The sequence below is a fragment of the Micromonospora sp. NPDC048170 genome (genome assembly GCF_040652795.1).
GTDB lineage: Bacteria > Actinomycetota > Actinomycetes > Mycobacteriales > Micromonosporaceae > Micromonospora.
This window is the reverse complement of sequence record NZ_JBEZMR010000002.1, coordinates 302,971-326,414: the sequence shown is the minus strand read 5'-3', so window position 1 is coordinate 326,414 and position 23,444 is coordinate 302,971. Positions and strand designations below refer to the sequence as shown.

22 protein-coding genes are annotated in these 23,444 nt (G+C 72.9%); 8 read left to right on the top strand and 14 right to left on the bottom strand.

All coding sequences use genetic code 11. The features are described 5' to 3' along the window. Window positions 1–57: 57 nt before the first annotated feature. Window positions 58–1,917 (bottom strand): S8 family serine peptidase, encoded by a 1,860-nt coding sequence (locus AB0D32_RS05055; RefSeq protein ID WP_357085076.1) that lies wholly within the window; start codon window positions 1,915–1,917, stop codon window positions 58–60. A 217-nt stretch (window positions 1,918–2,134) separates the two neighbouring features. Between AB0D32_RS05055 and AB0D32_RS05050 the strand changes: the two genes are divergently transcribed. Further along, window positions 2,135–2,734: a hypothetical protein gene (locus AB0D32_RS05050; RefSeq protein WP_357085074.1), complete on the top strand. Its 600-nt coding sequence runs from the start codon at window positions 2,135–2,137 to the stop codon at window positions 2,732–2,734. Here the strand turns inward: AB0D32_RS05050 and AB0D32_RS05045 are convergent. From AB0D32_RS05045 to AB0D32_RS05035, 3 genes are all read right to left on the bottom strand, one after another. Further along, window positions 2,702–3,109 carry a hypothetical protein gene (locus AB0D32_RS05045; RefSeq protein WP_357085072.1) on the bottom strand — a complete coding sequence of 136 codons (408 nt, stop codon included), beginning with the start codon at window positions 3,107–3,109 and terminating at the stop codon, window positions 2,702–2,704. The two genes, AB0D32_RS05050 and AB0D32_RS05045, sit on opposite strands and share 33 nt — an antisense overlap. Window positions 3,110–3,307: 198 nt before the next feature. Next, window positions 3,308–3,529, bottom strand: a complete 222-nt coding sequence (locus tag AB0D32_RS05040) for a DUF397 domain-containing protein (protein WP_357085070.1) — start codon at window positions 3,527–3,529, stop codon at window positions 3,308–3,310. Continuing rightward, window positions 3,499–4,380 carry a helix-turn-helix transcriptional regulator gene (locus AB0D32_RS05035; RefSeq protein ID WP_357085068.1) on the bottom strand — a complete coding sequence of 294 codons (882 nt, stop codon included), beginning with the start codon at window positions 4,378–4,380 and terminating at the stop codon, window positions 3,499–3,501. Before AB0D32_RS05035 ends, AB0D32_RS05040 begins: the two co-directional genes overlap by 31 nt. 606 nt (window positions 4,381–4,986) lie before the next feature. Here AB0D32_RS05035 and AB0D32_RS05030 point away from each other — a divergent pair. Together AB0D32_RS05030 and AB0D32_RS05025 are read left to right on the top strand one after the other, a co-directional pair. Continuing rightward, complete coding sequence (locus AB0D32_RS05030; protein WP_357085066.1) at window positions 4,987–5,274, top strand: hypothetical protein; 288 nt, start codon at window positions 4,987–4,989, stop codon at window positions 5,272–5,274. A 100-nt stretch (window positions 5,275–5,374) separates the two neighbouring features. Continuing rightward, window positions 5,375–5,836: a hypothetical protein gene (locus AB0D32_RS05025; protein ID WP_357085064.1), complete on the top strand. Its 462-nt coding sequence runs from the start codon at window positions 5,375–5,377 to the stop codon at window positions 5,834–5,836. A gap of 36 nt (window positions 5,837–5,872) precedes the next feature. On the opposite strand, the gene AB0D32_RS05020 is transcribed toward AB0D32_RS05025, so the two are convergent. Next, window positions 5,873–6,457, bottom strand: coding sequence for a PASTA domain-containing protein (locus tag AB0D32_RS05020; RefSeq protein WP_357085062.1), 585 nt, complete (start codon window positions 6,455–6,457; stop codon window positions 5,873–5,875). A gap of 100 nt (window positions 6,458–6,557) precedes the next feature. Beyond that, complete coding sequence (locus AB0D32_RS05015; protein WP_357085060.1) at window positions 6,558–7,229, bottom strand: PASTA domain-containing protein; 672 nt, start codon at window positions 7,227–7,229, stop codon at window positions 6,558–6,560. A 125-nt stretch (window positions 7,230–7,354) separates the two neighbouring features. Here AB0D32_RS05015 and AB0D32_RS05010 point away from each other — a divergent pair, with 125 nt between their 5' ends. Further along, on the top strand, window positions 7,355–8,698 hold the full coding sequence (locus tag AB0D32_RS05010; RefSeq protein ID WP_357085058.1) for a hypothetical protein: 1,344 nt from the start codon (window positions 7,355–7,357) through the stop codon (window positions 8,696–8,698). A gap of 12 nt (window positions 8,699–8,710) precedes the next feature. On the opposite strand, the gene AB0D32_RS05005 is transcribed toward AB0D32_RS05010, so the two are convergent. Continuing rightward, a complete protein-coding gene (locus tag AB0D32_RS05005; RefSeq protein ID WP_357085056.1) occupies window positions 8,711–10,189 on the bottom strand; it encodes a glutamate--cysteine ligase in 1,479 nt (492 codons plus the stop codon). A 303-nt stretch (window positions 10,190–10,492) separates the two neighbouring features. Continuing rightward, complete coding sequence (locus AB0D32_RS05000) at window positions 10,493–11,074, bottom strand: YceI family protein (RefSeq protein WP_357085054.1); 582 nt, start codon at window positions 11,072–11,074, stop codon at window positions 10,493–10,495. A gap of 103 nt (window positions 11,075–11,177) precedes the next feature. Between AB0D32_RS05000 and AB0D32_RS04995 the strand changes: the two genes are divergently transcribed. Further along, a complete protein-coding gene (locus AB0D32_RS04995) occupies window positions 11,178–11,687 on the top strand; it encodes a MarR family transcriptional regulator (protein WP_357085052.1) in 510 nt (169 codons plus the stop codon). Window positions 11,688–11,892: 205 nt separating this feature from the next. Here the strand turns inward: AB0D32_RS04995 and AB0D32_RS04990 are convergent, their stop codons facing one another. From AB0D32_RS04990 to AB0D32_RS04980, 3 genes are all read right to left on the bottom strand, one after another. Continuing rightward, the gene (locus AB0D32_RS04990) at window positions 11,893–14,559 is read right to left on the bottom strand and encodes a helix-turn-helix domain-containing protein (protein WP_357085050.1); all 2,667 of its coding nucleotides are present in this window, start codon (window positions 14,557–14,559) and stop codon (window positions 11,893–11,895) included. Window positions 14,560–14,687: 128 nt separating this feature from the next. Further along, window positions 14,688–15,842 (bottom strand): acyl-CoA dehydrogenase family protein, encoded by a 1,155-nt coding sequence (locus AB0D32_RS04985; protein WP_357085048.1) that lies wholly within the window; start codon window positions 15,840–15,842, stop codon window positions 14,688–14,690. Between the two features lie 101 nt (window positions 15,843–15,943). Then, on the bottom strand, window positions 15,944–17,476 hold the full coding sequence (locus AB0D32_RS04980; RefSeq protein WP_357085046.1) for an acyl-CoA carboxylase subunit beta: 1,533 nt from the start codon (window positions 17,474–17,476) through the stop codon (window positions 15,944–15,946). A 177-nt stretch (window positions 17,477–17,653) separates the two neighbouring features. Here AB0D32_RS04980 and AB0D32_RS04975 point away from each other — a divergent pair, with 177 nt between their 5' ends. Next, on the top strand, window positions 17,654–18,214 hold the full coding sequence (locus AB0D32_RS04975) for a snapalysin family zinc-dependent metalloprotease (RefSeq protein WP_357085044.1): 561 nt from the start codon (window positions 17,654–17,656) through the stop codon (window positions 18,212–18,214). A 60-nt stretch (window positions 18,215–18,274) separates the two neighbouring features. Here AB0D32_RS04975 and AB0D32_RS04970 read toward each other — a convergent pair whose 3' ends face one another. From AB0D32_RS04970 to AB0D32_RS04960, 3 genes are all read right to left on the bottom strand, one after another. Further along, window positions 18,275–19,186, bottom strand: coding sequence for a hydroxymethylglutaryl-CoA lyase (locus AB0D32_RS04970; RefSeq protein ID WP_357085669.1), 912 nt, complete (start codon window positions 19,184–19,186; stop codon window positions 18,275–18,277). Window positions 19,187–19,351: 165 nt separating this feature from the next. Further along, window positions 19,352–20,689 carry a biotin carboxylase N-terminal domain-containing protein gene (locus AB0D32_RS04965; RefSeq protein WP_357085042.1) on the bottom strand — a complete coding sequence of 446 codons (1,338 nt, stop codon included), beginning with the start codon at window positions 20,687–20,689 and terminating at the stop codon, window positions 19,352–19,354. A 171-nt stretch (window positions 20,690–20,860) separates the two neighbouring features. After that, window positions 20,861–21,484, bottom strand: coding sequence for a TetR/AcrR family transcriptional regulator (locus AB0D32_RS04960; RefSeq protein ID WP_357085039.1), 624 nt, complete (start codon window positions 21,482–21,484; stop codon window positions 20,861–20,863). A gap of 214 nt (window positions 21,485–21,698) precedes the next feature. Between AB0D32_RS04960 and AB0D32_RS04955 the strand changes: the two genes are divergently transcribed. Together AB0D32_RS04955 and AB0D32_RS04950 are read left to right on the top strand one after the other, a co-directional pair. After that, a complete protein-coding gene (locus tag AB0D32_RS04955) occupies window positions 21,699–22,244 on the top strand; it encodes a SigE family RNA polymerase sigma factor (RefSeq protein ID WP_357085037.1) in 546 nt (181 codons plus the stop codon). Beyond that, complete coding sequence (locus AB0D32_RS04950) at window positions 22,241–23,422, top strand: hypothetical protein (protein WP_357085034.1); 1,182 nt, start codon at window positions 22,241–22,243, stop codon at window positions 23,420–23,422. The genes AB0D32_RS04955 and AB0D32_RS04950 overlap by 4 nt, the downstream gene beginning before the upstream one ends. Window positions 23,423–23,444 lie beyond the last annotated feature (22 nt).

Below are 23,444 nucleotides of genomic sequence, written 5' to 3'. Positions count from 1 at the left end.
GAAAGGGCCCCTTCCTATGCGTGATGCGATAAGAAGGGGCCCTTCCTTGCGCTCAGGTCAGAGGGTCAGGGTCCAGGTGTTGAGGTAGCCGGTGTCGCCGGAGTAGACGTCCCGCACCCGCAGCTGCCAGTTGCCGTTCGCCGCCTCGCTCGACAGGTTCACCGTGTAGGTGGCGTTGATGTTGTCCGCGCCGTCGAAGAAGCTGCTGTTCTTCAGCCGGTAGGACGAACCGTCCGGGGCCACCAGGTCGATGACGACGTCACCGCGGTAGGTGTGCACGATGTTCACCGCGACGGTCGAGGCCGACGAGGCGTTACGGGCGCACCCCGAGATCGGGATCGAGCTGCTGACCGTGACGCCCGTGTCCGGGATCGCCACGTCGGTGCCGTTGCTGCCGGAGCAGCCACCGCCCGTACCGGTCACCGTCAGCGAGTAGGTCGCCGTCCTGCTCCCCGAGGCCGCGGTGCCCGTCACGGTCACGGAGTAGGTGCCGGCCGGGGTGCTCGCCGAGGTGCTGACGGTCAGCGTCGAGGAACCACCCGAGGTGACGGTGGCCGGGCTGAACGAGGCGGTCGCCCCGGACGGCAGCCCGCTGGCCGACAGGCTCACCGACTGGGCGGAGCCGTTGGTCGTGGCGGTGCCGACCGTGGCCGTCACCGAGCCGCCCGGCGCGGTCGAGCCGGAGGCCGGCGAGACCGAGACGGAGAAGTCGTTGGTCGGCGGGGTGTCGTCGTTGACGACGTAGAGCAGCTTGTTGGGCGAGCCGGTGCCCGGGTTGCCCACCGCGTTGTTGGTGGCGTTGTTCACCAGGTAGTCGCGGACCTGCTGCGGCGTCCAGGACGGGTTGGCGCTGGCCACCAGGGCCGCGGCGCCGACCACGTGCGGGGTCGCCATCGAGGTGCCGCTGATGGTGTTGGTGGAGGTGTCGTTGGTGTGCCACGCCGAGGTGATCGACGAGCCTGGCGCGAAGATGTCCACGCAGGTGCCGATGTTGGAGAACGACGACCGGGCGTCCGTGTTGGTCGTCGAGCCGACCGTGATGCCCTCGGCGGTCCGGGCGGGCGAGGTGTTGCAGGCGTTGGCGCCGGAGTCGTTGCCGGCGGCCAGGCCGTAGCTCACACCCGAGTTGATGGAGTTGCGTACGGCGGTGTCGAGCGAGGAGTTCGCGCCGCCGCCGAGGCTCATGTTGGCCACGGCCGGCTTGACGGCGTTCTGGGTGACCCAGTCGACGCCGCCGATGACGCCGGCGTTCGTGCCGCTGCCGGAGCAGTTCAGCACCCGTACGCCGACCAGCTGGACGCCCTTGGCGACCCCGTACGCCGAGCCGCCGACGGTGCCGGCGACGTGCGTGCCGTGCCCGTTGCAGTCGTCGGCCGAGCCGCCGTCGACGGCGTCGAAGCCGGTGACTGCCCGGCCGCCGAAGTCGCTGTGGCTGAACCGGATGCCGGTGTCGATGATGTAGGCGTGCACGTTGCTCGCCGTGTTCGGGTACGTGTAGGAGCTGTTCAGCGGCAGGGCCCGCTGGTCGACCCGGTCCAGGCCCCAGGAGGGCGGGTTGGTCTGGGTGCCGGTGATGGAGACCGTGTGGTTCTGCTCGACGTACGCCACGGCGGGGTCCGCGGCGATGCGGGCGGCGGCCTTGGCCCCGACCCGGACCTCGAAGCCGCGCAGGGCGGCACCGTAGGTGCGGGCGACCGAGCCGCCGTGCCGGCCGACCAGCCGCTGCGCGGTGTCACCGACGCTGCTGCTGGCTACCGAGCTGTCCTTGAAGACGACGATGTAGCTGTCGGCCACGGCGGTGGCACCACCCGCGGCGCGGATCGTGCCCACCGGTTCGGCGGCCATGGCTGGCGTGGCGGTGGCCACCATGGCCAGGGTGGCCACCCCGACGAGTAGGGACCTGCGTGGAAGACCCATCTTCTACTCCCTCCGACCGGCACCGACCGTCCAACTGTTCGTGACGAGTGAATCGATGAATGCCGATCAGGCCGAGGGTAGGGCGACGTGAACGAAAATTCAAACATGTCGACTTGTCTATAACACCGGGAAGATGGCCCCTAGGGGAGGCGGATACGGGGCGAACGGGGGACCGGCCCGGATTCACGACCATCGAAAACGGGCAAGGCTGAACGTCATGGAGAGTCACCTCACCGTGCTGCTGCCGCTGACCGCCGTCTGGCTCGTCGCCGGCTGGCTCGCGGACGGGCTGCCCCGGCTGGACCACGCCCGGGCCCTGCGCCGGCGTACCGGATGGGTGCTCGCCCTGACGCTGACCGGCCTGGGGCTGACGGCAGCCGTGCTGGTCGCGGGGCTCTCCAGCGCCGGCGCGACCCCGGCGGACCGGGCGGCCGCCGGTCTCACCCTCGCCGCCGTCCCCGCGCTCGTGGTCGCGCTCTGCTCGGTGCGCCGGGTACGCCGGCTGCGGGCGGGCGCGGGCGCGCTCTCCTCGGCGCCGGAGACCCCGGCGCCGCACGGCCTGCGGGCCTCCGCCGCGCACCCGCTGATCGGGCTCCCCGTGCAGGTCACCGGCCTGGCGCTCCTGCCGGCGGTGGCCACGGCGAGCACCCCGGGCCTGCCGTTCGGGCCCGGGGTCGCCGGTCCGGCCATCACCGTGGGCGTGCTGGGTGTCGCCGCCATCGGCGTACGCCACGCACTGCGACACAGCCGGCTCGTCGAGCGGGCCGTGCCGGCGCGGCCGGCGTCACCGCGAGCGGCCGGGGCCCTGCACGTATAGCAGTTCCAGGATCGCGCGGGTCGCCTCGAACCAGCGGTCGAGCCAACCGGGCGGCGGAACACTGCCCTTCGGCGGCAACTCCATCAGCAGCCCGCGCAGCAGCGGGTGGTCGACCAGCGACTCGGCCGGCTCCACCGACCAGCCACCTGTCGGGAACGACGGCTCGGTCAGCGGGTTGGGGTCCAGCGAGGGCAGGGAGAGCGGCGGGGCGGCCTGCTCCGGCGGGGCCGCCTGGGACTCCCGGCCACCGATCTCGGTGTCGGTCGACACCACCTCGGTCAGGACGGTGTCCCGGCGTGCCCCCCGGTACTTGCCCCCGAACCGTTCCGGCTTGCCCGGACCGTTGGTGAGGTTGTCTGACCCGATCGTCGTCATCCGTCTCGCCTGCCTCGCTCGGTTGCCGATCCGTGCGGCGGGTTGTCGACCAGCGCCGTACCGAGGGGTACAACGACGCGGGCCCGATGTGGCGACGGGGCGGCGGGACGTCTTCGCACCCGGCTGGGGCGCGCGGGCACGGTGATGCCCCGCCCGGCCTACCGCCGGACGGGGGATCCCGTCACTTCACAGTCCCGTCTAGCCCCTGTCGAACGCACCGCCCCTGGTGCTGGCGACAAAGGCGTGCCAGTCACCCGGGGCGAAGACCAGGGCCGGGCCCGTCTTGTCCTTCGAGTCCCGCACGCCGACCGCCCCCGTCACGTACGCCACCTCCACGCAGTTGTCACAGTTCGGCCCGCTCTTCGAGCTCTTGAACCATGTCGCCTGCGTCAGGTCCGCGGGGAACCCCTTGGTCGCCATTTCCACAACGGCTCCTCTGCCAGTTTCGCGATGTGTGCGATGGACTCCTCAGGGCGAATGGCCGCCGCTCGGATGTGATCGAAGATGAAGCTGTACTTCTGCAGTTCGTCACTCTTCTCCAGGAAGAGCCCACCCGTGGCATTCTCCGCGTACACGACATCCGGATCACCGGGCTCAGGGAAGCTGAGGATCGTGAAGGTGCCGTCCATGCCGGCGTGCGCCCCCACCTCGAAAGGCAGGATCTGGAGCGTCACGTTCGGCAGTTCCGCCACCTCGACCAGCCGTTTGAGCTGGTCACGCATGACCTCGTCCCCGCCCACCGGACGGCTCACCACCGCCTCATCGAGCACCACCCACAGATCGACCGGATCATCCTGCGTCAACAACGACTGACGGCCCAAACGGACACGCACCCGTTGCTGTACCTGATCGGGCGTGAAGTCGGGCCGGGCGGCCCGGATCATCGCGCTCGCGTACTCCTCGGTCTCCAGGAGACCGGGCACCACCTGCTGTTCGTACGCCCGGATCGAGCTGGCCGCGGCCTCCAGCCCGACGTACGCGCCGACCAGCACCGTGCTGTAGGGGTGCCACCAGCCCTTCTGCCGCGCCTCCCGGGCGATCTGCACCAGTTCGTCGCTCTCGGTGCCCACCACGCCGTAGATCCGCAGCATGTCCCGCACGTCGCGCGGGGTCGCCGTGGTGTGGCCGGTCTCGATCCGCGAGACCTTCGACGCCGAGCACTCCAACTGCTCGGCGACCACCTCGATGGTGATCCCGGCCGCCTCGCGCTGCCGGCGCAGTTCGGCGCCGAGGCGACGACGTCGGATGGTGGGGCTGCGCCGCTCACTCACGGGGTCACCTCGACAGGTCCCACCCGGTCCACCTCCGCCTCGCCGCGCGCCACTCTCGTCACCCGCCAGGGGCACGACCGTCGTACGGCGGGCATCGTTCGCGGCGTGGGGTGGTGCCGGTCATCGGCCGGCCGCGACGGGCGAAACCGGCCCCCAGTGTGCAGGGCAGACGTGAACGGCTTCAAGCGCCGCTTTGCGCGAGCCGCTCACGTATCGGCAAAAGTCGACGTGCAACTTGCATGAAGCACGCCGCTGATGCACTCTGTCCGTATGGCATGGGTCACTCACCGTCTTCACCCGCTTCCCCGCCGTGGTGACAGCACGGGCCGCGGGACGCGCGGCGGTGAAACCACCCGACAGTCCACAACCAGACCTGCCCCGGGTTGATGACCTCGCCGCTGTACGCCAGTTGGCTGCGGCGGCGGGAGCGGTACCCGGAGTAGCCGGGTGTTGGTCGGGTGGCGGTCCGCCACCAGCGGGTACGGCCCGACCACCACCGCCCGCAACACCCGGTCCACGAGGCACGACCCCCGCCATCGGGCCATCGACGTCCCCCGACCCGCATCCGCCGGCCCGCCCGCCGGCCGACCCTTCCCAGGAGCCCATGTGCTTCCCCGCTCCGGTGACGTACTGCACGTGACTCGCGCGGCGAGTGTCCAGTTCCTGAGACCCATCATGTTCCGGGTCATCCGGGTGCTCGACTGGCCGACCTACGACGGCTGGATCTGGCTCGAAGGCTACGAGTTGAACGCATCGGGGGACGCGGTCAACCGGCGGTCGATCTTCGTCCAGCGGGAGGGGCTGTGCCATCTGCGGTCGGCCCCCGAGCCGCGTCCGCACACCGTGCGTGCGCCGCGCCGGCCCGTCGCCCGCACCCCGGTCCGGGCGGGCTGACCTGCGCGATCGGCAGCCGTGGCGCGTGCCGCCGCCATAGAATGAGGTACGCCCACCCCGGCACGTTTCCACCCCGCGCGTCCAGGACCCCGAACCTGGGATGGCCATGGTCAATCAGCCCGCCGCGCGGCGGCACCACCGCTCCCGTATCGCCTACGCCTTCGGACTCCTGGCGCTGATCGGCGCCGCCACCACCCTGGTGGTCGTGGTCCACGATCCCGCCCTCTCGTCCACCACGCGACTGACCACCCCGGTCCCGGCACCGGAGATCACCGTGGTGGACGAGGACCCACCCGACGACGGGCCGGACGCACTCGACGCCCCGTACGCACTGACCGGACCGGACGAACAGGACGAACCGGACGCGCTCGGCGCCGCCAGCGGCCCGGGATCGGGCGTCGCCGGGGCCGACGCCTCCGCCGACGCCCGGAACGACACGGTCCAGGCCGCCCGCCCCTCGCCGGACGACGTACGCCGCTCCCTCTTCTGGTCCGGCATCTTCGGTCTGGCCATCTCGCTGGCCGGGCTCGGCCTGGTCGGGACGAGACGGCGCATGTGGTGACGTCGCGGCGACTCCGCCGGCGGCCGGGTCAGCGGCTCACCGGGTGGCGGTCGGTTCGACCGACGGCGTGACCTCGCCGGTCGGCGAGGCGGCCTCGCGGGCCACCACCAGCGTGACCTCCTCGTCCTCGGGCACCAGCTCTCCCGCCTCCGGTTCGCTGCGGACAACGGTGCCGGCAGGACGGTCGGACGTCTCGTACTCCACCCGGTGGCCCAGCCCGACGTCGTCCAGGATCGCCTGCGCCGTCTCCAGCGGCAGGTTCAACACCGGCGGCATCGGCAACTGGGCCGCCGGCGAGGGCGACGGGGACGCCGAGGGCGGTGAGGTGGTGGGGGCGGCCGAGGTCGGCGCGGCGGTGGTCGGCGAGGCGCGGGACACCGACGGCGACGGCTCCGGCCCGCCCGGACCGTCGTCCGCCGGCTGGAGGGCCAGCCACAGCCCGACGCCGAGCACGCCGAGCAGCAGCAGCACGACCACACCCCAGAGGATCGGCAGCCACCAGCGCCGCGTGCCCTGCTCCTCGGCGTACCACCCGGCCTCCGGCTGGTCGGCGGGCCGGGCCGGGCGCACCTCCGCCCGGCCGGACCAGACGGCTGGCGGTTCCTCGCGGTCGTCGCTCATCGCACGTCCTTCCCCGGTCCGGGTGGGCGTCGTGGGCCCCTGGCCGCCAACCTAGCGCTCCCGGAGGCCATCGGCCGGGATCAGCGTGCCGGACGCTCCGTCACGGTGTCGGGGAGGCCGATCCGCCGTCCTCCGGCGCGTCGCCGCACCAGATCGACACCTGGTCGTTCCACCGGGCCGCGCCGTCGCCGGCCGGCTCCTGGCGGCTGACCGTGCCCTTCCTGCCTGTGCGGTACTCCGGGTAGAAACCCTCGTCGACGAGCTCGTCCGCCGCGTCGCCACACTTGTCGCCCACCACGTCCGGCACGGTGGCGGCCGGCGCCGGCCCGCTCACGTAGAGCGTCACGGTGCGCCCGGGCCCCACCTCGGTCCCGGCCTCGGGAGAGGTGCGTTCGACCTTCGTCCCCGTGCCAGTGCCGAAGACGAGCCGCCAGCCCAGCCGCTTCTCACGCAGCTCGGCGCGGGCGTCCGTGAAGTCCTCGCCGACGACCGCCGGGACCGTCAACCCCGTGGAGCGGCTCGGCGCGGTCGTCCGGGGAGCCGACGGCGCGGACCGGCCCGGGGTCGACCGGGCCGCGCCGGGAGTGGCGGTGGTGGGCAGGCTCTCCGCCGCTGCCGGCGGTCGGGGCGCCGGATCGTCCTCGCCGGCCAGGATCCAGCCGCCGGTCGCGCCGACGGCGGCGAGCAGCACGACGGCCAGCCCGCCCCTGAGCAGCATCGTCGACCGGTCCGGCCCGGCGTCGTCCCGAGCGCCCGTGTCCCCGTCCGTCATCCGCCCACCCCGCCTCGATCACCGGCGACCGTACCCGCTCCCGCCGACGCCGGCGCAGTCGCGGTCGCCCCTCGGTGGACCGCCACGACTCGCCGCACCGACCACGGGACGTTACGCTCCCCGGCATGGCCAGACGGGGCTGGGGAGGATCGATCGCCATCGCGGTCGGCGTCGCTGCCGGCGCGGGCGCGGCCCAACTGGGCTTCGGCTACGGGCTGGGCATCATCAACTGGGCACCTGCGGACGCCGCCGACGGCGCGACCGCCTGGGTGGCGGGCCTGATCTGGGCCACCTGGATCGCGGCCACCTCGACGATCTTCGGCGCGGTCTGCGCCCAGCGGCTGCGCGACCGCGCCCCGGCACCGGACGCCGAGCCCGCCGACGCGGCTGCGGCCGGCCCGGCCGGCGGCGCCCTCGGGTCCGTCGCACTCGCCGTGGCCGCCGGCGTGGGCGCGCTGATCACCGTGCTGCTGGTGGCCGTACCAGCCCGGGAGGCGGTGGCGGCGGCGGACACCGGCTCGCCCCGGAACGTCGCGGCGGGTTACGCGGCGATCGGCGTGCTGGTCGGGGTGCTGACCGCGGCCTGGACGCTGCGCTCGCGGGCCGCCGCGAACAACGTCATCGCCACGGTCGCGTGGCTCTGGCTGCTCGCCGTGGTCGCCGTCGTGGACGGGGTGCTGGCCGGGCGCGGGCTGACCAGTGCGCAGCTCGGCATCTGGCAGCTCGGCCCCGACGACGGGCGTTACTGGATCCGCGACTACTTCTACTGGCCAGGGGCGCTGCTGTCCCTCGGATCCGCGCTGGTGATCGGCGCCCTCGCCGCCCGCCGGGACGCCCGGCATCCCGATCACCGGGTCGGGGCGGCCGTCTCGGGTGCGGCCGGGCCGCTGCTCGTCGCGACCGCGTACTTCCTGGCGGTGCCGAGGCTGACCGCGATCAGCCCGGAGCAGGTGTCGGCACACCTGATCGCGCCGTACGCGGTGATCATCGGGGTAGGCGGCGCCGTCCTGGTCACCGCCCTCGCCCAGCGGGCCGCCCGACGGGCCGCGAACCGGGAGCCGGTGCGGGTGCCCCGCCAGCGCACCGACGAGCCCGCCGACCGCCCGGCCGACCCGTTGTCCGGCCGGCACGCCCACCCGGCCGACGACACCGACGCCCCCGCCAGAGGGCCGGGCCGCACCGATTTTGACCGGGACACCACCGCGCCGGGCGGCACCGCACCGGACCGGGCCGCCGTCAAGGTGGGTGGGGGGCGGCTCGCGGGGCCCGTCACCGGGCGCGGACCGGCGCCGACCCCCACGACCGCGATGGCCGAGGCGCCGACCGGCGACCTGGCCGCTCCGGCACCCGAAGGCGTCACTGCGGCGTCAGGGTCGTCGGCGTCGACCGAGGAGGCGTCCGCCCCGAGCGATCCGGTGGGGTCCTCGGCCACCGGCCGCAGGCCCCGCCCAGGCCGCCGGGCCCGCTGAACCGCGGCCGATTCAGTCGACGGGCCAGGTGTGCACGGGCTCGTTGCCGCGTTGCAGTTCGGCGTAGCGCTGCACCATGTGGTGCAGGGCGGCTTCCCGGTCCATGCCGCGGTGCCGCTCGGCCGCCCAGACCGCCTCGGTCTGCCAGACCGCGCCGTTACGGCCCGTACGGCAGCGTTGCTCGATGATGCCGAGCAGCCGGTCGCGTTCGGCCGGGGCCACCCCGAACCGGTCGAGCCCGGCGGCGGCCGTGGGCAGCAGGACGTCCAGGACCAGCCTGGTCACCGGCACCTCGCCGAGGCGGGGCCAGTGCAGGACGGCGTCCATGCCGCGCCGGGCGGCGGCGTGGAAGTTCTCCTCGGCGGAGCTGAAGGTGAGCTGGCTCCAGATGGGCCGGTCGGCCTCCGCCAGCCCCCGCGCCAACCCGAAGTAGAAGGCCGCGTTCGCCAGCATGTCGACCACGGTCGGGCCGGCCGGCAGCACCCGGTTCTCCACGCGCAGGTGCGGGCGGCCGTCCATGATGTCGTAGACCGGCCGGTTCCACCGGTAGACGGTGCCGTTGTGCAGGCGCAGCTCGCCCAGCTCCGGCACGCCGCCGCCGTGCAGGACCTCGACCGGGTCCTCGTCCTCGCAGATCGGCAGCAACGGCGGGAAGTAGCGGACGTTCTCCTCGAACAGGTCGAAGATCGAGGTGATCCAGCGTTCACCGAACCAGACCCGGGGGCGTACGCCCTGCGCCTTCAGCTCGTCCGGCCGGGTGTCGGTGGCCTGTTCGAACAGGGCGATCCGGGTCTCCGCCCAGAGTTGCCGCCCGTAGAGGAACGGCGAGTTGGCCCCGACGGCCACCTGCACCCCCGCGATGGCCTGGGAGGCGTTCCAGTAGTCGGCGAAGCTGTCCGGGGCGACCTGGAGGTGGAACTGGAGGCTGGTGCAGGCGGCCTCGGGGGCGATCGAGTCGGTGTGGGTCTGGAGGCGTTCGACGCCCCGGATGTCGAGCTCGATGTCCTCGCCCCGCGCGCCGACGATCTGGTCGTTGAGCACCCGGTAGCGCTCGTTGGTGGAGAGGTTGTCCTCGACCAGGTGGCGCTCGGTGAGGGTGGGCAGGATGCCGACCATGACGATCTTCGCGTCCGACTTGGCGGCCCGCTCGTCGGCGCGAAGGAGGCTGCCGCGCAGGTCCTGCTCGTAGTCGGCGAACCCGCTGCCCTCGATCAGCCGGGGCGACGCGTTCAGCTCCAGGTTGAACTGGCCGAGCTCGGGCTGGAAGAGGGGATCGGCGATGTCGGCGAGGATCTGGTCGTTGCGCATCGCCGGCTCGGCCGACGAGTCGACCAGGTTCAGCTCGATCTCCAGCCCGGTCATCGGCCGGTCGGCGTCGAAGCCGAAGTCGTCCAGCATCAGGGCGAAGACGTCCAGGCACCGCCGGACCTTCTGTCGGTAGCGGACCCGGTCCTCCCGGGAGAAGGCGCCCTGCTCGACGTCCCTGCCCATGTTTCCTCCCGGCGCGAGGCGCAGCGGACCGTACCGGCCCGGTAAGCGCGTGGTGAGCCCTCCACGTTAGGAGCGTCGGCATCGTCGCGACCAGAGGAGGTCCCGGTGATCCCATGGCCGGGACGACCGTTTTCCAGTCGGCAGACGCGCTCCCAGCGGAATCTCTACCCAGCCGGGTCGCCCGGCACCGGACCGGACCGCGAATAAGTCGTGACGAATTACACCTCGGCGGGTGGCCGCCGTTCCGCGTACGCGCGTCGGGCCCGCGCCGTGGTGCGCGCGGGCCCGGAAGCGGTACGGCGATCAGGCCTGACGGACGGCCTCGCCCTCGATCTCGATCTTGATCTTCTTGCCGACCAGCACGCCCCCGGTCTCCAGGGCGACGTTCCAGGTCAGGCCGAAGTCCTCGCGGTCGATCTCCGTGGAGGCGGAGAAGCCGAAGATGTCCTGCCCGAACGGGCTGCGGCCGACGCCCTCGAACTCGACCTCCAAGTCGACCGGGCGGGTGACGCCCTTGATGGTCAGCTCGCCGGAGAGGACGAACTCGTTGCCGTCGCGCGACTTCACGGCCGTGCTGCGGAACTCCAGGGTCGGGAAGCTCTCGACGTCGAGGAACTCGGGGCTGCGCAGGTGCGCGTCCCGGTCGGCCTGGGTGGTGTTGATGGTGGCCGCCTGGATGGTGGCGCTGACCGAGGACTGCGTCGGGTCCTCGGCGATGGTGATGGTGGCACTCGCGTCGGCGAACTCACCGCGTACCTTGCTGACCATCATGTGCCGGGCGACGAAGCCCACGCGCTTGTGTGCCGCGTCCAGCAGGTAGGTGCCGGCGGTCGGGATCGTGAGGCCGTCCCAGTCGCGGGTAACCGGTGCGGTGCTGCTGGTCATGGAAATGCCCTCCGTGGGGAAGATTGTTTAGTAGCCCAATGACTGCCGAAGCAACTATAAGCACAACAACAATCCTCATGTCAAGGACTGCTACGATGGGCGCGTGGACCAGAACGTGTTCGACGACCCCCGGATCACCGCCGTCGGCCTGCTCGTCGAGGCGCACGCCGGGCTCTCGGCCCGGTTCGCCGCCCAGTTCGAAGAGCACGGCCTCTCACCGGTCGAGTTCGAGGTGCTGACCAGACTCGCCCGCTCACCCGGCAACCAGTTGCGGATGACCGACCTGGCCGCACAGACCTCCCTTTCCACGAGCGGCGTCACCCGGGTGGTGGACCGGATGGAACGCGACGGGCTGCTCGCCCGCCGCGCGTGCCCCTCCGACCGGCGCAGTTCGTTCGCCGTGGTCACGGCCTCCGGCCTGCAACGACTCGACGAGACCCTGCCCGGGCATCTGCGGATCATCGAGCAGTGGTTCACCGGCCAACTCGACCCGGAAGCGCTGGCCGCCCTGCTCGACGGGCTGCGCCGGGTACGGGACGCGGTGCACCCCGGCGCCACCGCCGGAAGCACCGGCTCGACCCCCGACTGGGACGGGGCGGCCGACGCGTCCTGACCCGCCCCCGAGGGCCGCTCGACACCGGCAGAAAGAGCGGCAGAACTGCCGCGCCCACGGGCCGATAGGCGATCAAACCGGACGAAGCCACGAGCGGACGGTGGCTACTCTTCGGCATGTGGGGACGCGCCGGGGGGTGATGGCGCGGGCGACGGGTGAGGGGTAGCAAGAGGGGCTTCGTCGCCCGCGTCACCCCCGGTTCGCTCTACGGGGCGCCTCCACCGCCGGCCGTTCGCCCGGCCTGTTCGCCCCGGCTCGCGGTCGACGCGTACAGCAGTTCCTCCTCGTGCGGCAGCAGCCGGACACCGCCCTGCCGGCAGGCCCGGTCGAGCCGGTCCAGCACGGCGGGATCGCCCGAGCTGGCGGCCAGCCCCACCAGCGCCTCCACCACGTCACGCCGGCCCTGGCCGTCGACGCCTGCTTCCGCCGCGGCGGCGAACCACTCCGTCGCCAGCTCACGATCGCCCCGGTGCAGGGCCAGGTGCCCCTCGATCAGCGCGCAGATCCCGTCCTCAAGGCGAACCCCGGGCGTCGTCGCACCCTGGAAGCGCCCGGGCGACCAGGCCTCCCCGGGACGTGGCACGGGCGGCCCCGGTGGCAGGCGCAGTTCGGCCAGCACTTCGGCCGCCTCGACGGACCTGCCGTCCCGGGCCAGCGCCAGGCCCACCGTGCCGAGCACCCGACGCCGGTGGCTGGGGTCGCCGAGGTCCGCCAGCGCCGCAACCACCCGCCGGCCCTGTTCGACAGCGTCGGCGTACCGGCCCTCGATGCGGGACACCTCGGCGAGGTTGGCCCGTGCGATCATCCGCAGCCGCTGATCCCCGCACTGCGCGGCGAGCCGGTCGACCGCGGCCAGCCGGCGTCGGGCACCCGCCAGGTCACCGACCCGGACGTCGTGCCAGGCGAGATTGTTCTGCGCCACCGCCATGTCCCGGACCCGCCTGTGCCGGACGGCCAGTGCGAGCACCGCCTCGGCCTGCCCCCGCGCCTCGTCGTGCTCGCCGAGGGCGACCAGGAGCGCGCAGAGCACCGTACGTGCCTCCGACTCCCCGATGACGTCACCGGCCTCCCGGAACGCGGCCAGCGCCCACCGCGCCGCCGGCAACTCCTCGGCCCCGGCGCCGTGCTCGGCGGCGAGCCGGGCCACCCCGAGGAACGCCCACGCCCGCAGCACCGGTTCGGCGTCGGCGGTACGCGGATCCGCCAGCAGACGCCGCAGCCACTGCCGGCCGGGCACGTCCCGCCCCCGGAACCGCCACCACCGGGACAGTGCCGCCGCCAGCCACAACGCGGTCGACGGATCGTCGACGGCGGCGTGCGCCAGGGCCGAGCTGATGTCGCCGGTCACCTCGTCCAGGCGGTGCACCGCCGCCGGCAGGTCGGCGCCGACCAGCTCCGGTGCCGTCCGGGCCACCAGCCGCGCGACGACCTGCGCGTGCCGGCGCCGGATCTCGGTCAGCTCGCCGGCTGCGGTCGCCTGCTCCGCGGCGAAGTCCCGTACGGCGTCGAGCAGGCGGAACCGGAACGGCCCGGTGCCCCGGACGCTCAGCAGGCCGAGCTCGACGAGCCGATCCAGCAGCGGGACCGGGTCCACGACCACCGTTCCGTCCCGGTCGGCGGGGTCGGCGAGCATCTCCTCGGCCAGCTCGACCGACCAGCGGTTGCCGAACGCGGCGAGCCGGCGCAGGGCGGCCTGCTCGTCCGGGGCGAGGAGGCGGTAACTGATGGCCACCGCATCCCGCAGGGTCTCCGCCACCGCCGCCCGGGGGCCCTCCCGGCCCGACTCCGGCATGTCCCAGCCCGGCCGCTCGACCACCCCGGACGAGGTGTCCAGGTCGAGGACGCGGTCGCCGTACCGGTCGAGCAGCTCGTTGAGATCGAGGATCCGGCCCCGGGCCGCCATCAGCTCGATGGCGAGCGGGAGCCCGCCCAGGCGACGTACCAGCGCGACCAGTGCGGGCAGCTCGGCGGGACCGGGCGGCTCCCGGCGGACCCGGGCGAGCCGGGTCGTGAAGAGGGCCACGGCGGGGTAGTCGGCCAGCGCCGCCGATCCTTCCCGCTCACCGCCGGGCGGCGGGACGTCGAGCGGGGCGACCGGCCACACCCGCTCCCGGGGCAGGCCGACCGGGTGCCGGCCGGTGACCAGCACCCGCAGCGACGGCACCGCCCCGGCAAGCCGGCGCACCGTCTCGGCGACCGCGTCGGGTGCCCGCTCGGCCGCGTCCACGAGCAGCAGCGCCGGCCGGCCGTCGAGACGGGCGGTCAACTCGGGCAGCCGGGCGACGCCGAAGGCAGCCACTGACGCGGAGAGCAGGCCGGCGGCGTCCGAGCCCTCGGCGACGAGCACGCCGGCCGCCCCGCCGGGATGATCGCCGGCGATCGCGTGGGCCACGGACAGGGCCAGTGCGGTCTTGCCCACGCCGGCCAGCCCGACCAGGTTGACCAGCCGGGGCCCGTGCCCGTCGGTGAACGACCCGGCCAGCTCGGCCAGATCGCGGTCCCGGCCGATCAGCGCGACCGGGGGCGGGAGCGCGGTCGGCGTACCGGCGTGGGGGTCGCTGTCGACGCGGGCCGGCGGGGCGCCCTCGGGGGTGACCGGCCCGGCGGCCGGGACCGGTCCCCGGGCGGCGGCCAGGAACGCCGACCGGGCGGCACCGGCCAGCTCCAGCGCGCCGGTGAGCAACTCGACGGTGGTGCGCTGCGGTCGGGCCGCGCGGCCCCGCTCCAGGTCGCGGACGGTCCGGACGCCCACGCCGGCCCGGCCCGCCAGCTCGACCTGGGTCAGGCCGGCGGCGAGCCGGTGCCCGCGCAACAGTTCCGGCAGTCCGGTGGGACCGCCCGGATGTCGCGAACGATCACGATCCGGAGTCATGGGCAGGAAGGGTACGGACGGGGTGTGACCGACGGCAGTCGAGCGTCGCCCTGTCGACGCCCGGGGGCGGATATCCGACAGCGGTACGGACGGACAGCGGCGCGGAACGGGCCCGGCCGCCGTCGCCGTCACATACCGAGGTCCCGCGCGATGATCATGCGCTGCACCTCGGACGTGCCCTCGCCGATCTCCAGGATCTTGGAGTCGCGCCAGAACCGGGCCACCGGGTACTCGTTCATGAAGCCGTAGCCGCCATGGATCTGGGTGGCCTCGCGGGCGTTGTCCACCGCGATGGTGCTGGCGTGCAGCTTGGCGATGGCGGCCTGCCGCTTGAAGGGCTCACCGGCGAGCATCCGCGCCGCCGCGTCGTAGTACGCCAGCCGGGCGGTGTGCGCCTTCATCTCCATGTCGGCGATCTTGAACTGGATCGCCTGGTAGTTGCCGATCGGCTGGCCGAACGCCTGGCGCTCCTTCGCGTACCTGACCGACTCGTCGACGCAGCCCTGGGCCAGGCCGACGGCCAGGGCCGCGATGGCGATCCGCCCCTCGTCGAGGATGCGCAGGAACTGGGCGAAGCCCCGGCCCCGCTCGCCGAGCAGGTTGGCCGCCGGCACGCGGCAGTCGTCGAAGGTCAGCTCGTGGGTGTCCGAGGCGTTCCAACCGACCTTCGAGTACCCCGGCGCGACGGTGAAGCCCGGCGTCGGAGACGGGACGATGATGGTGGAGAGCTCCTTCGAGCCGTCCGGCCGGGTGCCGGTGACCGCGGTGACGGTGACCAGCGCCGTGATGTCGGTGCCCGAGTTGGTGATGAACGCCTTGGAGCCGTTGATCACCCACTCGTCCGTGGACTCGTCGAGCACCGCGCGGGTCTGGGTGCCGGCGGCGTCCGAACCGGTGCCCGGCTCGGTCAGCCCGAAGCCGGCCAGCGCCTCGCCGCTCAGCAGCTTCGGCAACCACCGGGCCTTCTGCTCATCGGTGCCGAAGCGGTAGATCGGCATCGCGCCCAGCGAGACCGCCGCCTCCAGGGTGATGGCGACGCTCGAGTCGACCCGGGCCAGCTCCTCCAGCGCGAGGCAGAGCGCGAAGTAGTCGCCGCCCATGCCGCCGTGCTCCTCGGCGAAGGGCAGGCCGAACAGGCCCATCTTGCCCATCTGCCGGATCACCTCGTACGGGAAGGTGTGCTGCTCGTAGTGCTCCGCGATGACCGGGGCGACCACCTCGCGCGCGAATTCCCGCACACTCTCCCGCAGCGCCTCTTGCTCCTCGGTGAGCCGGAAGTCCATGGAATCCTCCTGTGTGGATGGCCGCCGGGCGCTCGTGACGCCGGGGACGGGTCGCTGGGGCGGTGCGGGCCCGCGCCGGCCGGGTGGGGCCGGCGGCGGGATCAGACCGGGGTGACGCCGTGCCGGCGCCGGGAGAAGTGCCGCTCCTTGGTGCGGGCGGCGGCGAACCGGCGGACCAGCTCGGCCCGCAGCTCGTGCGGCTCGACGATCGCGTCGACCACCAGCTCGCTGGCGAGCCGGACCACGTCGATGTCGCGCTCGTACTCCTCCCGCTTCGCGGCGACGAACGCGGCCCGCTCGGCCTCGTCCCCGATCGCAGCGATCTTGTTCGCGTAGACCGCGTTGACCGCCGCCTCGGCGCCCATCACCGCGATCTTGGCGGTGGGCAGCGCGATCGTGGCGTCGGGCTCGAAGCCCGGGCCGGCCATCGCGTAGAGGCCGGCGCCATACGCCTTGCGGACCACCACGCAGATCTTCGGTACGGTCGCCTCGGAGATCGCGGTGATCATCTTGGCGCCGTGCCGGATGATGCCCTGCTTCTCCACCGCGCTGCCGACCATGAACCCGGGCACGTCGGAGAGGAACAGCAGCGGCACGTTGAACGCGTCGCAGAGCTGCACGAAGCGGGTCGCCTTGTCGGCCGAGTCGACGAAGAGCACGCCGCCCTTGAACATCGAGTTGTTGCCGACCACGCCGACGACCTCGCCGTTCAGCCGGCCGAAGCCGATGGTCAGCTCCTTGGCCCAGAGCGCCTGGATCTCGAAGAAGGAACCGTCGTCGAGCAGTCCCTTGACGTACCGCCGCATGTCGAACGCCTGCCGTTCGCTCGCCGGCACCAACGCGGCCAGGTCGGCCTTCTCGGGCGCTTCGACGGCGGGCGCGGCCGGCGGCTGCTGCGTCCAGTTCGCCGGCAGGTACGACAGGTAGCGCCGCACCACGTCGAGGGCGTCGGCCTCGGTCTTGCATAGGAAGTGCCCGACGCCCGACTCGGCGCAGTGCACCCTGGCCCCGCCCATCGCCTCCAGCGTGGTCTTCTCGCCGGTGACCATCTCGACCATCCGGTCGGAGCCGAGGTACATGCTGGCGTTGCCCTCGACCATGGCCACCACGTCGCAGAACGCCGGAATGTACGCCCCGCCGGCCGCGCTCGGCCCGAACAGCGCGCAGACCTGCGGGATGGAGCCGGAGGCACGGACCTGGTTCCAGAAGATCTTGCCGGCGCCGCGGCGGCCGGGGAAGAGGTCGACCTGGTCGGTGATCCGGGCACCGGCCGAGTCGACCAGGTAGACCATCGGCACGCTGGTCGAGTAGGCCCGCTCGATGATCCGGATGATCTTCTCGACGGTGCGGGCGCCCCAACTGCCGGCCTTGACCGTGGAGTCGTTCGCCATCAGGCAGACCGGACGACCGTCGATGGTGGCGGTGCCGGTGACCACGCCGTCGGCCGGGAGGCCCTCGGCCATCGCGTTGGCGTAGAGGCCGTCCTCGACGAAGGAGCCCTCGTCCACCAGGAGCGCGACCCGCTCCCGGGCGAAGAGCTTGCCCTTGGCGGCGTTCGCCGCGTGGTACTTGTCCGTACCGCCGGCCCGGGCCCGCTTGCGCAGCTGCTCCAGTGCCTCACCGTCGAGCGTCACGCCGACTCCCTCGCCGTACCGACTGAACGATCGTTAGGCTAGCGCATCCGCGCGACGCCCGGCGACCCACGGGCGGCCGAGAAGGCATCGCCCCGGCCTCACGCGCCGAACCCATTGAAAATCATGAATCTATATGCCTACGCTCCTGACACCCTCCTCCCGGATTGGAGTCAAGCGATGACCTCACGGCTCAACCGGCTCGCGGTCGCGTTCGTCGCGACGGCACTCGCCACCCTCGGCGTCACGGTCGCCAACCCGTCGCCCGCCTCGGCCGCCATGACCATCTGCTACAACACCAGCCAGGCGGGAATCTACGCCGGCACCGCCAACCAGGCCGCCTCGATCTGGAACAACGCCACGTCGAACCTGACGCTCACGGCGAACTGCGGCTCCAACCTGCGGATCTACCAGATCACCGGCGGCGGCTCGTACGCCGTGCGGACCAGCCTCGGCAACGGGCGGGTCTACATCGACACCCAGCAGGCCCAGCAGTACAGCCCGCTGCGGATCATGACCCACGAGATCGGGCACATCCTCGGCCTGCCCGACAACTACAACGGCAACTGCGCGCTGCTGATGTCCGGCGGCAGCGCCGGCACCAGCTGCACCAACCCGTACCCGAGCACCACCGAGGCGAACCGGGTGACCAACCTCTTCGCCGGCACCCGCAGCACGGAGCGCGCCGGAAGCGAGATCTTCCGCGACAGCTGGCCGGCCGCGCTCACCACGGTGGGCTGACCGACCTGGTACGTCGGAGGGGCCGGCACGACGCCGGCCCCTCCCCGCGTTCCCGAGCGGTCAGCTCGGCATCGGCGTCAACCGCGTACGCGGGCCCGCGCGGAGCACCCCGGACGGGAGCTGCCTGCCGACCAGCCGCTCGGCCAGCTCGGCCGTCTCGATCAACGCGTCCAGGTCGATGCCGGTGTCCACACCCATGTCGTGCAGCATGTGCACCGCCTCCTCGGTGGCCAGGTTGCCGCTGGCCCCCGGCGCGTACGGGCAGCCGCCGAGGCCGCCGACGCTGGCGTCGAACTCGGTCACCCCCAGCTCCAGCGCGGTCAGCATGTTGGCCAGCGCGGTGCCCCGGGTGTTGTGGAAGTGCAGCAGCACGGGGATGTGGGCGTTGCGGTCGCGTACCGCGGTCAGCAGCTCGCGGACCCGTCGGGGCGTACCCATGCCGGTGGTGTCGCCGAAGGCCACCCGGTCGGCGCCGTCCCGGACCACCCGGTCCACGATGGCGGCCACCCGGGCCGGGTCGGTGTCCCCCTCGTACGGGCAGCCGAAGCTGGTCGCGACGATCACCTCGGCCTGCGCGCCGGCCCCGTGCAGCAGGTCGATCAGCTCGGCGATGTCGTCCAGCGACTCCTCGGTGGACCGGTTCACGTTGCGCCGGTTGTGCGTGTCGCTGGCCGAGACCACCACCTCGATCTCGGTGAACCCGGCGGCCAGGGCCCGCTGCGCACCCCGGGTGTTCGGCACCAGCGCCGAGTAGCGCACCCCGCCGGCCTTCGCGGCCCGCTGCCACACCTCGTCGGCGTCGGCCATCTGCGGGATCGCCTTCGGGTGCACGAACGAGACGGCCTCGATCCTCTTCACCCCGGTGCCGGAGAGGGCGTCGAGCAGCCGCACCTTCGCGTCGGTCGGGATCGGCTCCTCGTTCTGGAGCCCGTCGCGCGGCCCGACCTCGCGGATCGACACCGCTGCTGGCATTTCCGTCATGGCCACCTCACTGTGACGCGCGCTGTCCTGGACCCTCCCAGCCTCCCACCCGCCCCACCACCCCGCACCCAACTGTGTTGATCATGAGGCTGGCGGGGCGGATTGTCGCTTTCGCAACGGCCAACCTCATGATCAACGGGGGTGGGCGGCGGGCGGTCAGCGCATGCGGGAAACGAGGGCGGTGTCGTAGTCGCCCGAGAGGAACTCCTCGTTCTCCAAGAGCTCGGCGAAGAAGGGGAGGTTGTTCTTCGGGCCGGTCAGGTCGAAGGCGGCGACCGCCGCCCTCGCGCGCTCGATCGCCTCCGCGCGGGTGGCACCGCTGACGATGAGCTTGGCCATCAGGCTGTCGTAGAACGGGGTGACGATGTTGCCCTCGACGTAGCCGGAGTCGACGCGGACGCCCTCACCGGTCGGCTCCACCCAGGTCTGGATCGCGCCGGGACCGGGCAGGAAGCGCTTCGGGTCCTCGGCGTTGACCCGCAGCTCGATGGCGTGCCCGCGCGGGGCGAGCGCGTCCGGGTCGAAGGTCGGCGCCAGGCCGGACGCCACCCGCAGTTGCTCCTCGACCAGGTCGACGCCGTAGACCAGCTCGGTGACCGGGTGCTCCACCTGGAGCCGCGTGTTCATCTCCAGGAAGAAGAACTCCTGCGTCGACGGATCGAGCAGGCACTCCACGGTGCCCGCGTTGCGGTAGCTCACCGCCTCGCCGGCCCGCACAGCCGCCGCCAGGATGCGCTCCCGCAGCTCCGGGGAGACCGCCGGCGACGGCGACTCCTCGACCAGCTTCTGGTTGCGCCGCTGCACCGAGCACTCCCGCTCGCCGAGGGCCACCACCCGGCCGTCGGCCAGGCCGAGGATCTGCACCTCGACGTGGCGCACCCGGGGGAAGAACCGCTCGATCAGCACCGAGCCGTCACCGAACATCCGCTCGGCGAAGGAGCGCACCTTGTCGTACTCGGTGCGCAACGCGGCCTCGTCCGTCGCCACGCCCATGCCCATGCCGCCACCACCGGCCGCGGCCTTGACCATCACCGGATAGCCGATCTCCGCCGCCGCCGTGACCGCCGCGTCGAGGTCGGCCGCCGGGTCGGTGGTGCCGGGCGCGACCGGCACCCCGGCCGCCGCCATCAGGTTCCGGGCGTTGATCTTGTCGCCCATCGCGGTGATCGCGTCCGCGCCGGGCCCGATCCAGACCAGCCCGCTCGCCTCGACGGTACGGGCGAAGTCGGCGTTCTCCGACAGGAAGCCGTAGCCGGGGTGGATGGCCTGCGCGCCGGTCGACTTGGCGGCCGCGAGGATGGCCTCGACGTTACGGTAGCTCTGGGCCGGGTTGGCCGGGCCCACGCACACCGCCTCGTCGGCCTCCAACACGAACGGCAGGCCGGCGTCGGCCTCCGAGTGAACCGCGATCGCGCGGATGCCGAGCCGCCTGGCGGTGCGGATGATCCGGCGGGCGATCTCGCCCCGGTTGGCGACCAGCAGCGACTCGATCATGTTTCCTCCCAGCGTACGGGGGTCGGGACGGGTGCCAGGGAAGCACGGCCGACGGGTTACTGACGAGTCGGCGGAGCGCCTTTCCCCCTCATGCCCCAGGAGACGCGCCCGACCGACCGGTACCGCACCCGGACGGACGCTACCCGGCGCCGCATCGACGTCGGTCCCGGGTCAGGATTCGGGGTGTGCCAGGAGGGCGGCCAGGGTGGCGGCGCGGAGCAACTCGGCCCGCCGGCGCCGGTCCACCTCACCGCCGAGGAACGGCGTCGAGTTCATCAGGCCGAACGCGGCATGGGCCAGCACCCGCGCCTCGCCGTCGGGCATGCCCGGATGCAGCGCGGTCAGCACGGTCACCCACTGCTCGACGTAGAGCCGCTGGAGCCGGCGGATCCGGCGCCGGGGCTCGTCGGGGAGACGGTCCAGCTCGTGCAGGTGCAGGGCGATCACCGCCGGGTTGGCCAGCGCGAAGTCGACGTGGAAGTCGATCAACGACTCCAGCGCGCCGCGCGGGTCGTCGGGGTGGCCGGCGGACCGCTCCTGACCGCCGGCCAGCAGCTCCTCGCTGACCGGGATCAGCGCGGCGACCAGCATGGCCTCCTTGCCGGCGAAGTGGTGGTAGAGCGCCGGGCCGGTGACCCCGGCAGCCGCGCCGATGTCGTCCATCGAGACGCCGTGGTAGCCCCGGGAGGCGAAGAGGCCGACCGCGATCTCCAGGATCTCGTCCTTGCGGGACCGACGCCGGCCCGACCCCGCAGCACCGTTTGCCCTGCCCCGTGCCTGCTGCTCCACCGTCACCGGGCAAGCGTAGACCGCTACCGGCCCGGCGTGGAGCCTCCGTTACCCGTCGGTTGGCTCACGTCCGGGCCGCCGTCCGCCACGTCCGCACGCGGTGCTGATCCGTCCTGCGAGGGAGTTCACAGCGATGCCGGACGGTGCCCAACCTTTTCCGGGTCCCCGTGCGTCTGACTGGTGACGCGGTATGCGTGACGGCCGGCCGGAGGGAGGGCGGATGGGACCGCCGACGACCGACGACGGGCGGGACGGCTACGTCGCCTTCGTCGCGTGCCACCAGCATCGGCTGCTGCGCGCGGCCTACCTGGTCTGCGGCAACCGGCACCAGGCCGAGGACCTGCTCCAGGACGCGCTGCTCAAGCTCGCCCTGCGCTGGCCCAACGTCCGGCACGGCGACCCGGCCGCGTACGTGCGGGCGATCCTCTACCGCGACGCCGTCTCCTGGTGGCGGCGTCGTCGCCGGGAGTGGCTGAGCGCAGATCCGCCGGAGCGGACGACGACCGAGGGTGACCGGGCACTGCAACTCGCGCTGCGTGACGCCCTCGGCCACCTGCCGCCCAGGCAGCGGGCCGTGCTGGTGCTGCGCTACTTCGAGGATCTCACCGAGGCGGCCACCGCCGAGGCGCTCGGCGTGACCGTCGGCACCGTCAAGAGCCAGTGCCACGCGGCGCTGCGCCGGCTCCGCGAGGTCGCGCCGGAGTTGGGTCACGACGAGGGACGATCCGGCGACGGACTGGTCACCGGGATGGAGGTGAACCCGTGAGGGAAGAGAAACTGCGCCGACTGCTCACCGTCGTCGTCGAGGACGTCCGGCCTGCGCACCCTGCGGCGACCGGCTGGGAACGGGCCCGCCGGGTGCGGCGCACCCGCCGTGCTGCCGGTGCCGTCGCGCTCGCGGTCGCGCTGCTCACCGGCGGTACGGCGCTGGCCCTGCGCCCCGCCGATCCGTCGCCACCGGCAACCACCGCGACGCCGAGCCGAAGTGCGGTCCCGCACCCCGTGCCCGTGCGGACGGTCCCGGCCGACCTGGCCTATCCCGGGGACCCGCTGGGTCGCCTCGGCGACCCGGTCGGCGCGACGCTCTCGGCCCGCCCGGTCCACAAGGCGCTGGCGCTGTACCAGCCGGTCGACCCGGAGACCGCCGTCGAGGGGCGGATCCGGGTGCTCGGCGACGACGGCCTCGTCCGGGACCTCGACGTGGTCACCCTCGCCAGGACCCGAGACGCCGAGGGCAACGAGGCGGTGCCGCTGAAGAACGGGAGCCTCTCCCCGGACGGGCGCACCGCCGCCTTCGCCCAGACCGACGAGGTGATCGTGGTCGACCTGACCACCGCCGCCGTCCGCCGCCACCCCCTCAAGGGCTACCTGGAGCACGTCCTCTGGTCCGGCGACCGGCTGCTCGTCGGCGACGACGACACCACGTACGAGGTGGACCGGGTCACCGGCACCGCGAGAAAGCTGCCGGCATCGCCCTGGGACGTGATCACCCCCGACCCGGCCGCCCGGCCGGACGCCCTGCTCGAAGTGGGCGGCACGCCGCTGAGCGTGACGCGGATCCGATCGGTCAGCGGCGTCACACACCGGGACAGCCGCCCGGTCGACTTCCGCGCGCTGCCCCGCGGCAACCAGGTCGACGAGTTCTACGGGCGGGGCTGGCAGCGCGGCGACCTGGTGGTCAGGGCCGGCTGGATCACCATCGGCAGTTCGAGCGGGATGGAGGGGGTCGCGCTGCTGAACGCGGGAACCGGCGTGGCGACCCACCTGCTCAATGTGGGCTTCGGCCGCTGGAAGAGCTGCTGCGAGGTGCTCGGCTGGGACCGGGACGGGGCGGTGCTGCTCCGCTACGACCCGGGCGGGCTGCTGCGCTGGCGGCCGGAGACCGGCGAGGTCACCGGCGTGGTCCGGAACCTGTACGGCGAGGTCTCCCTCGCCGTCGGCTGAGCCCCACCGTCCGCGCCCCGGC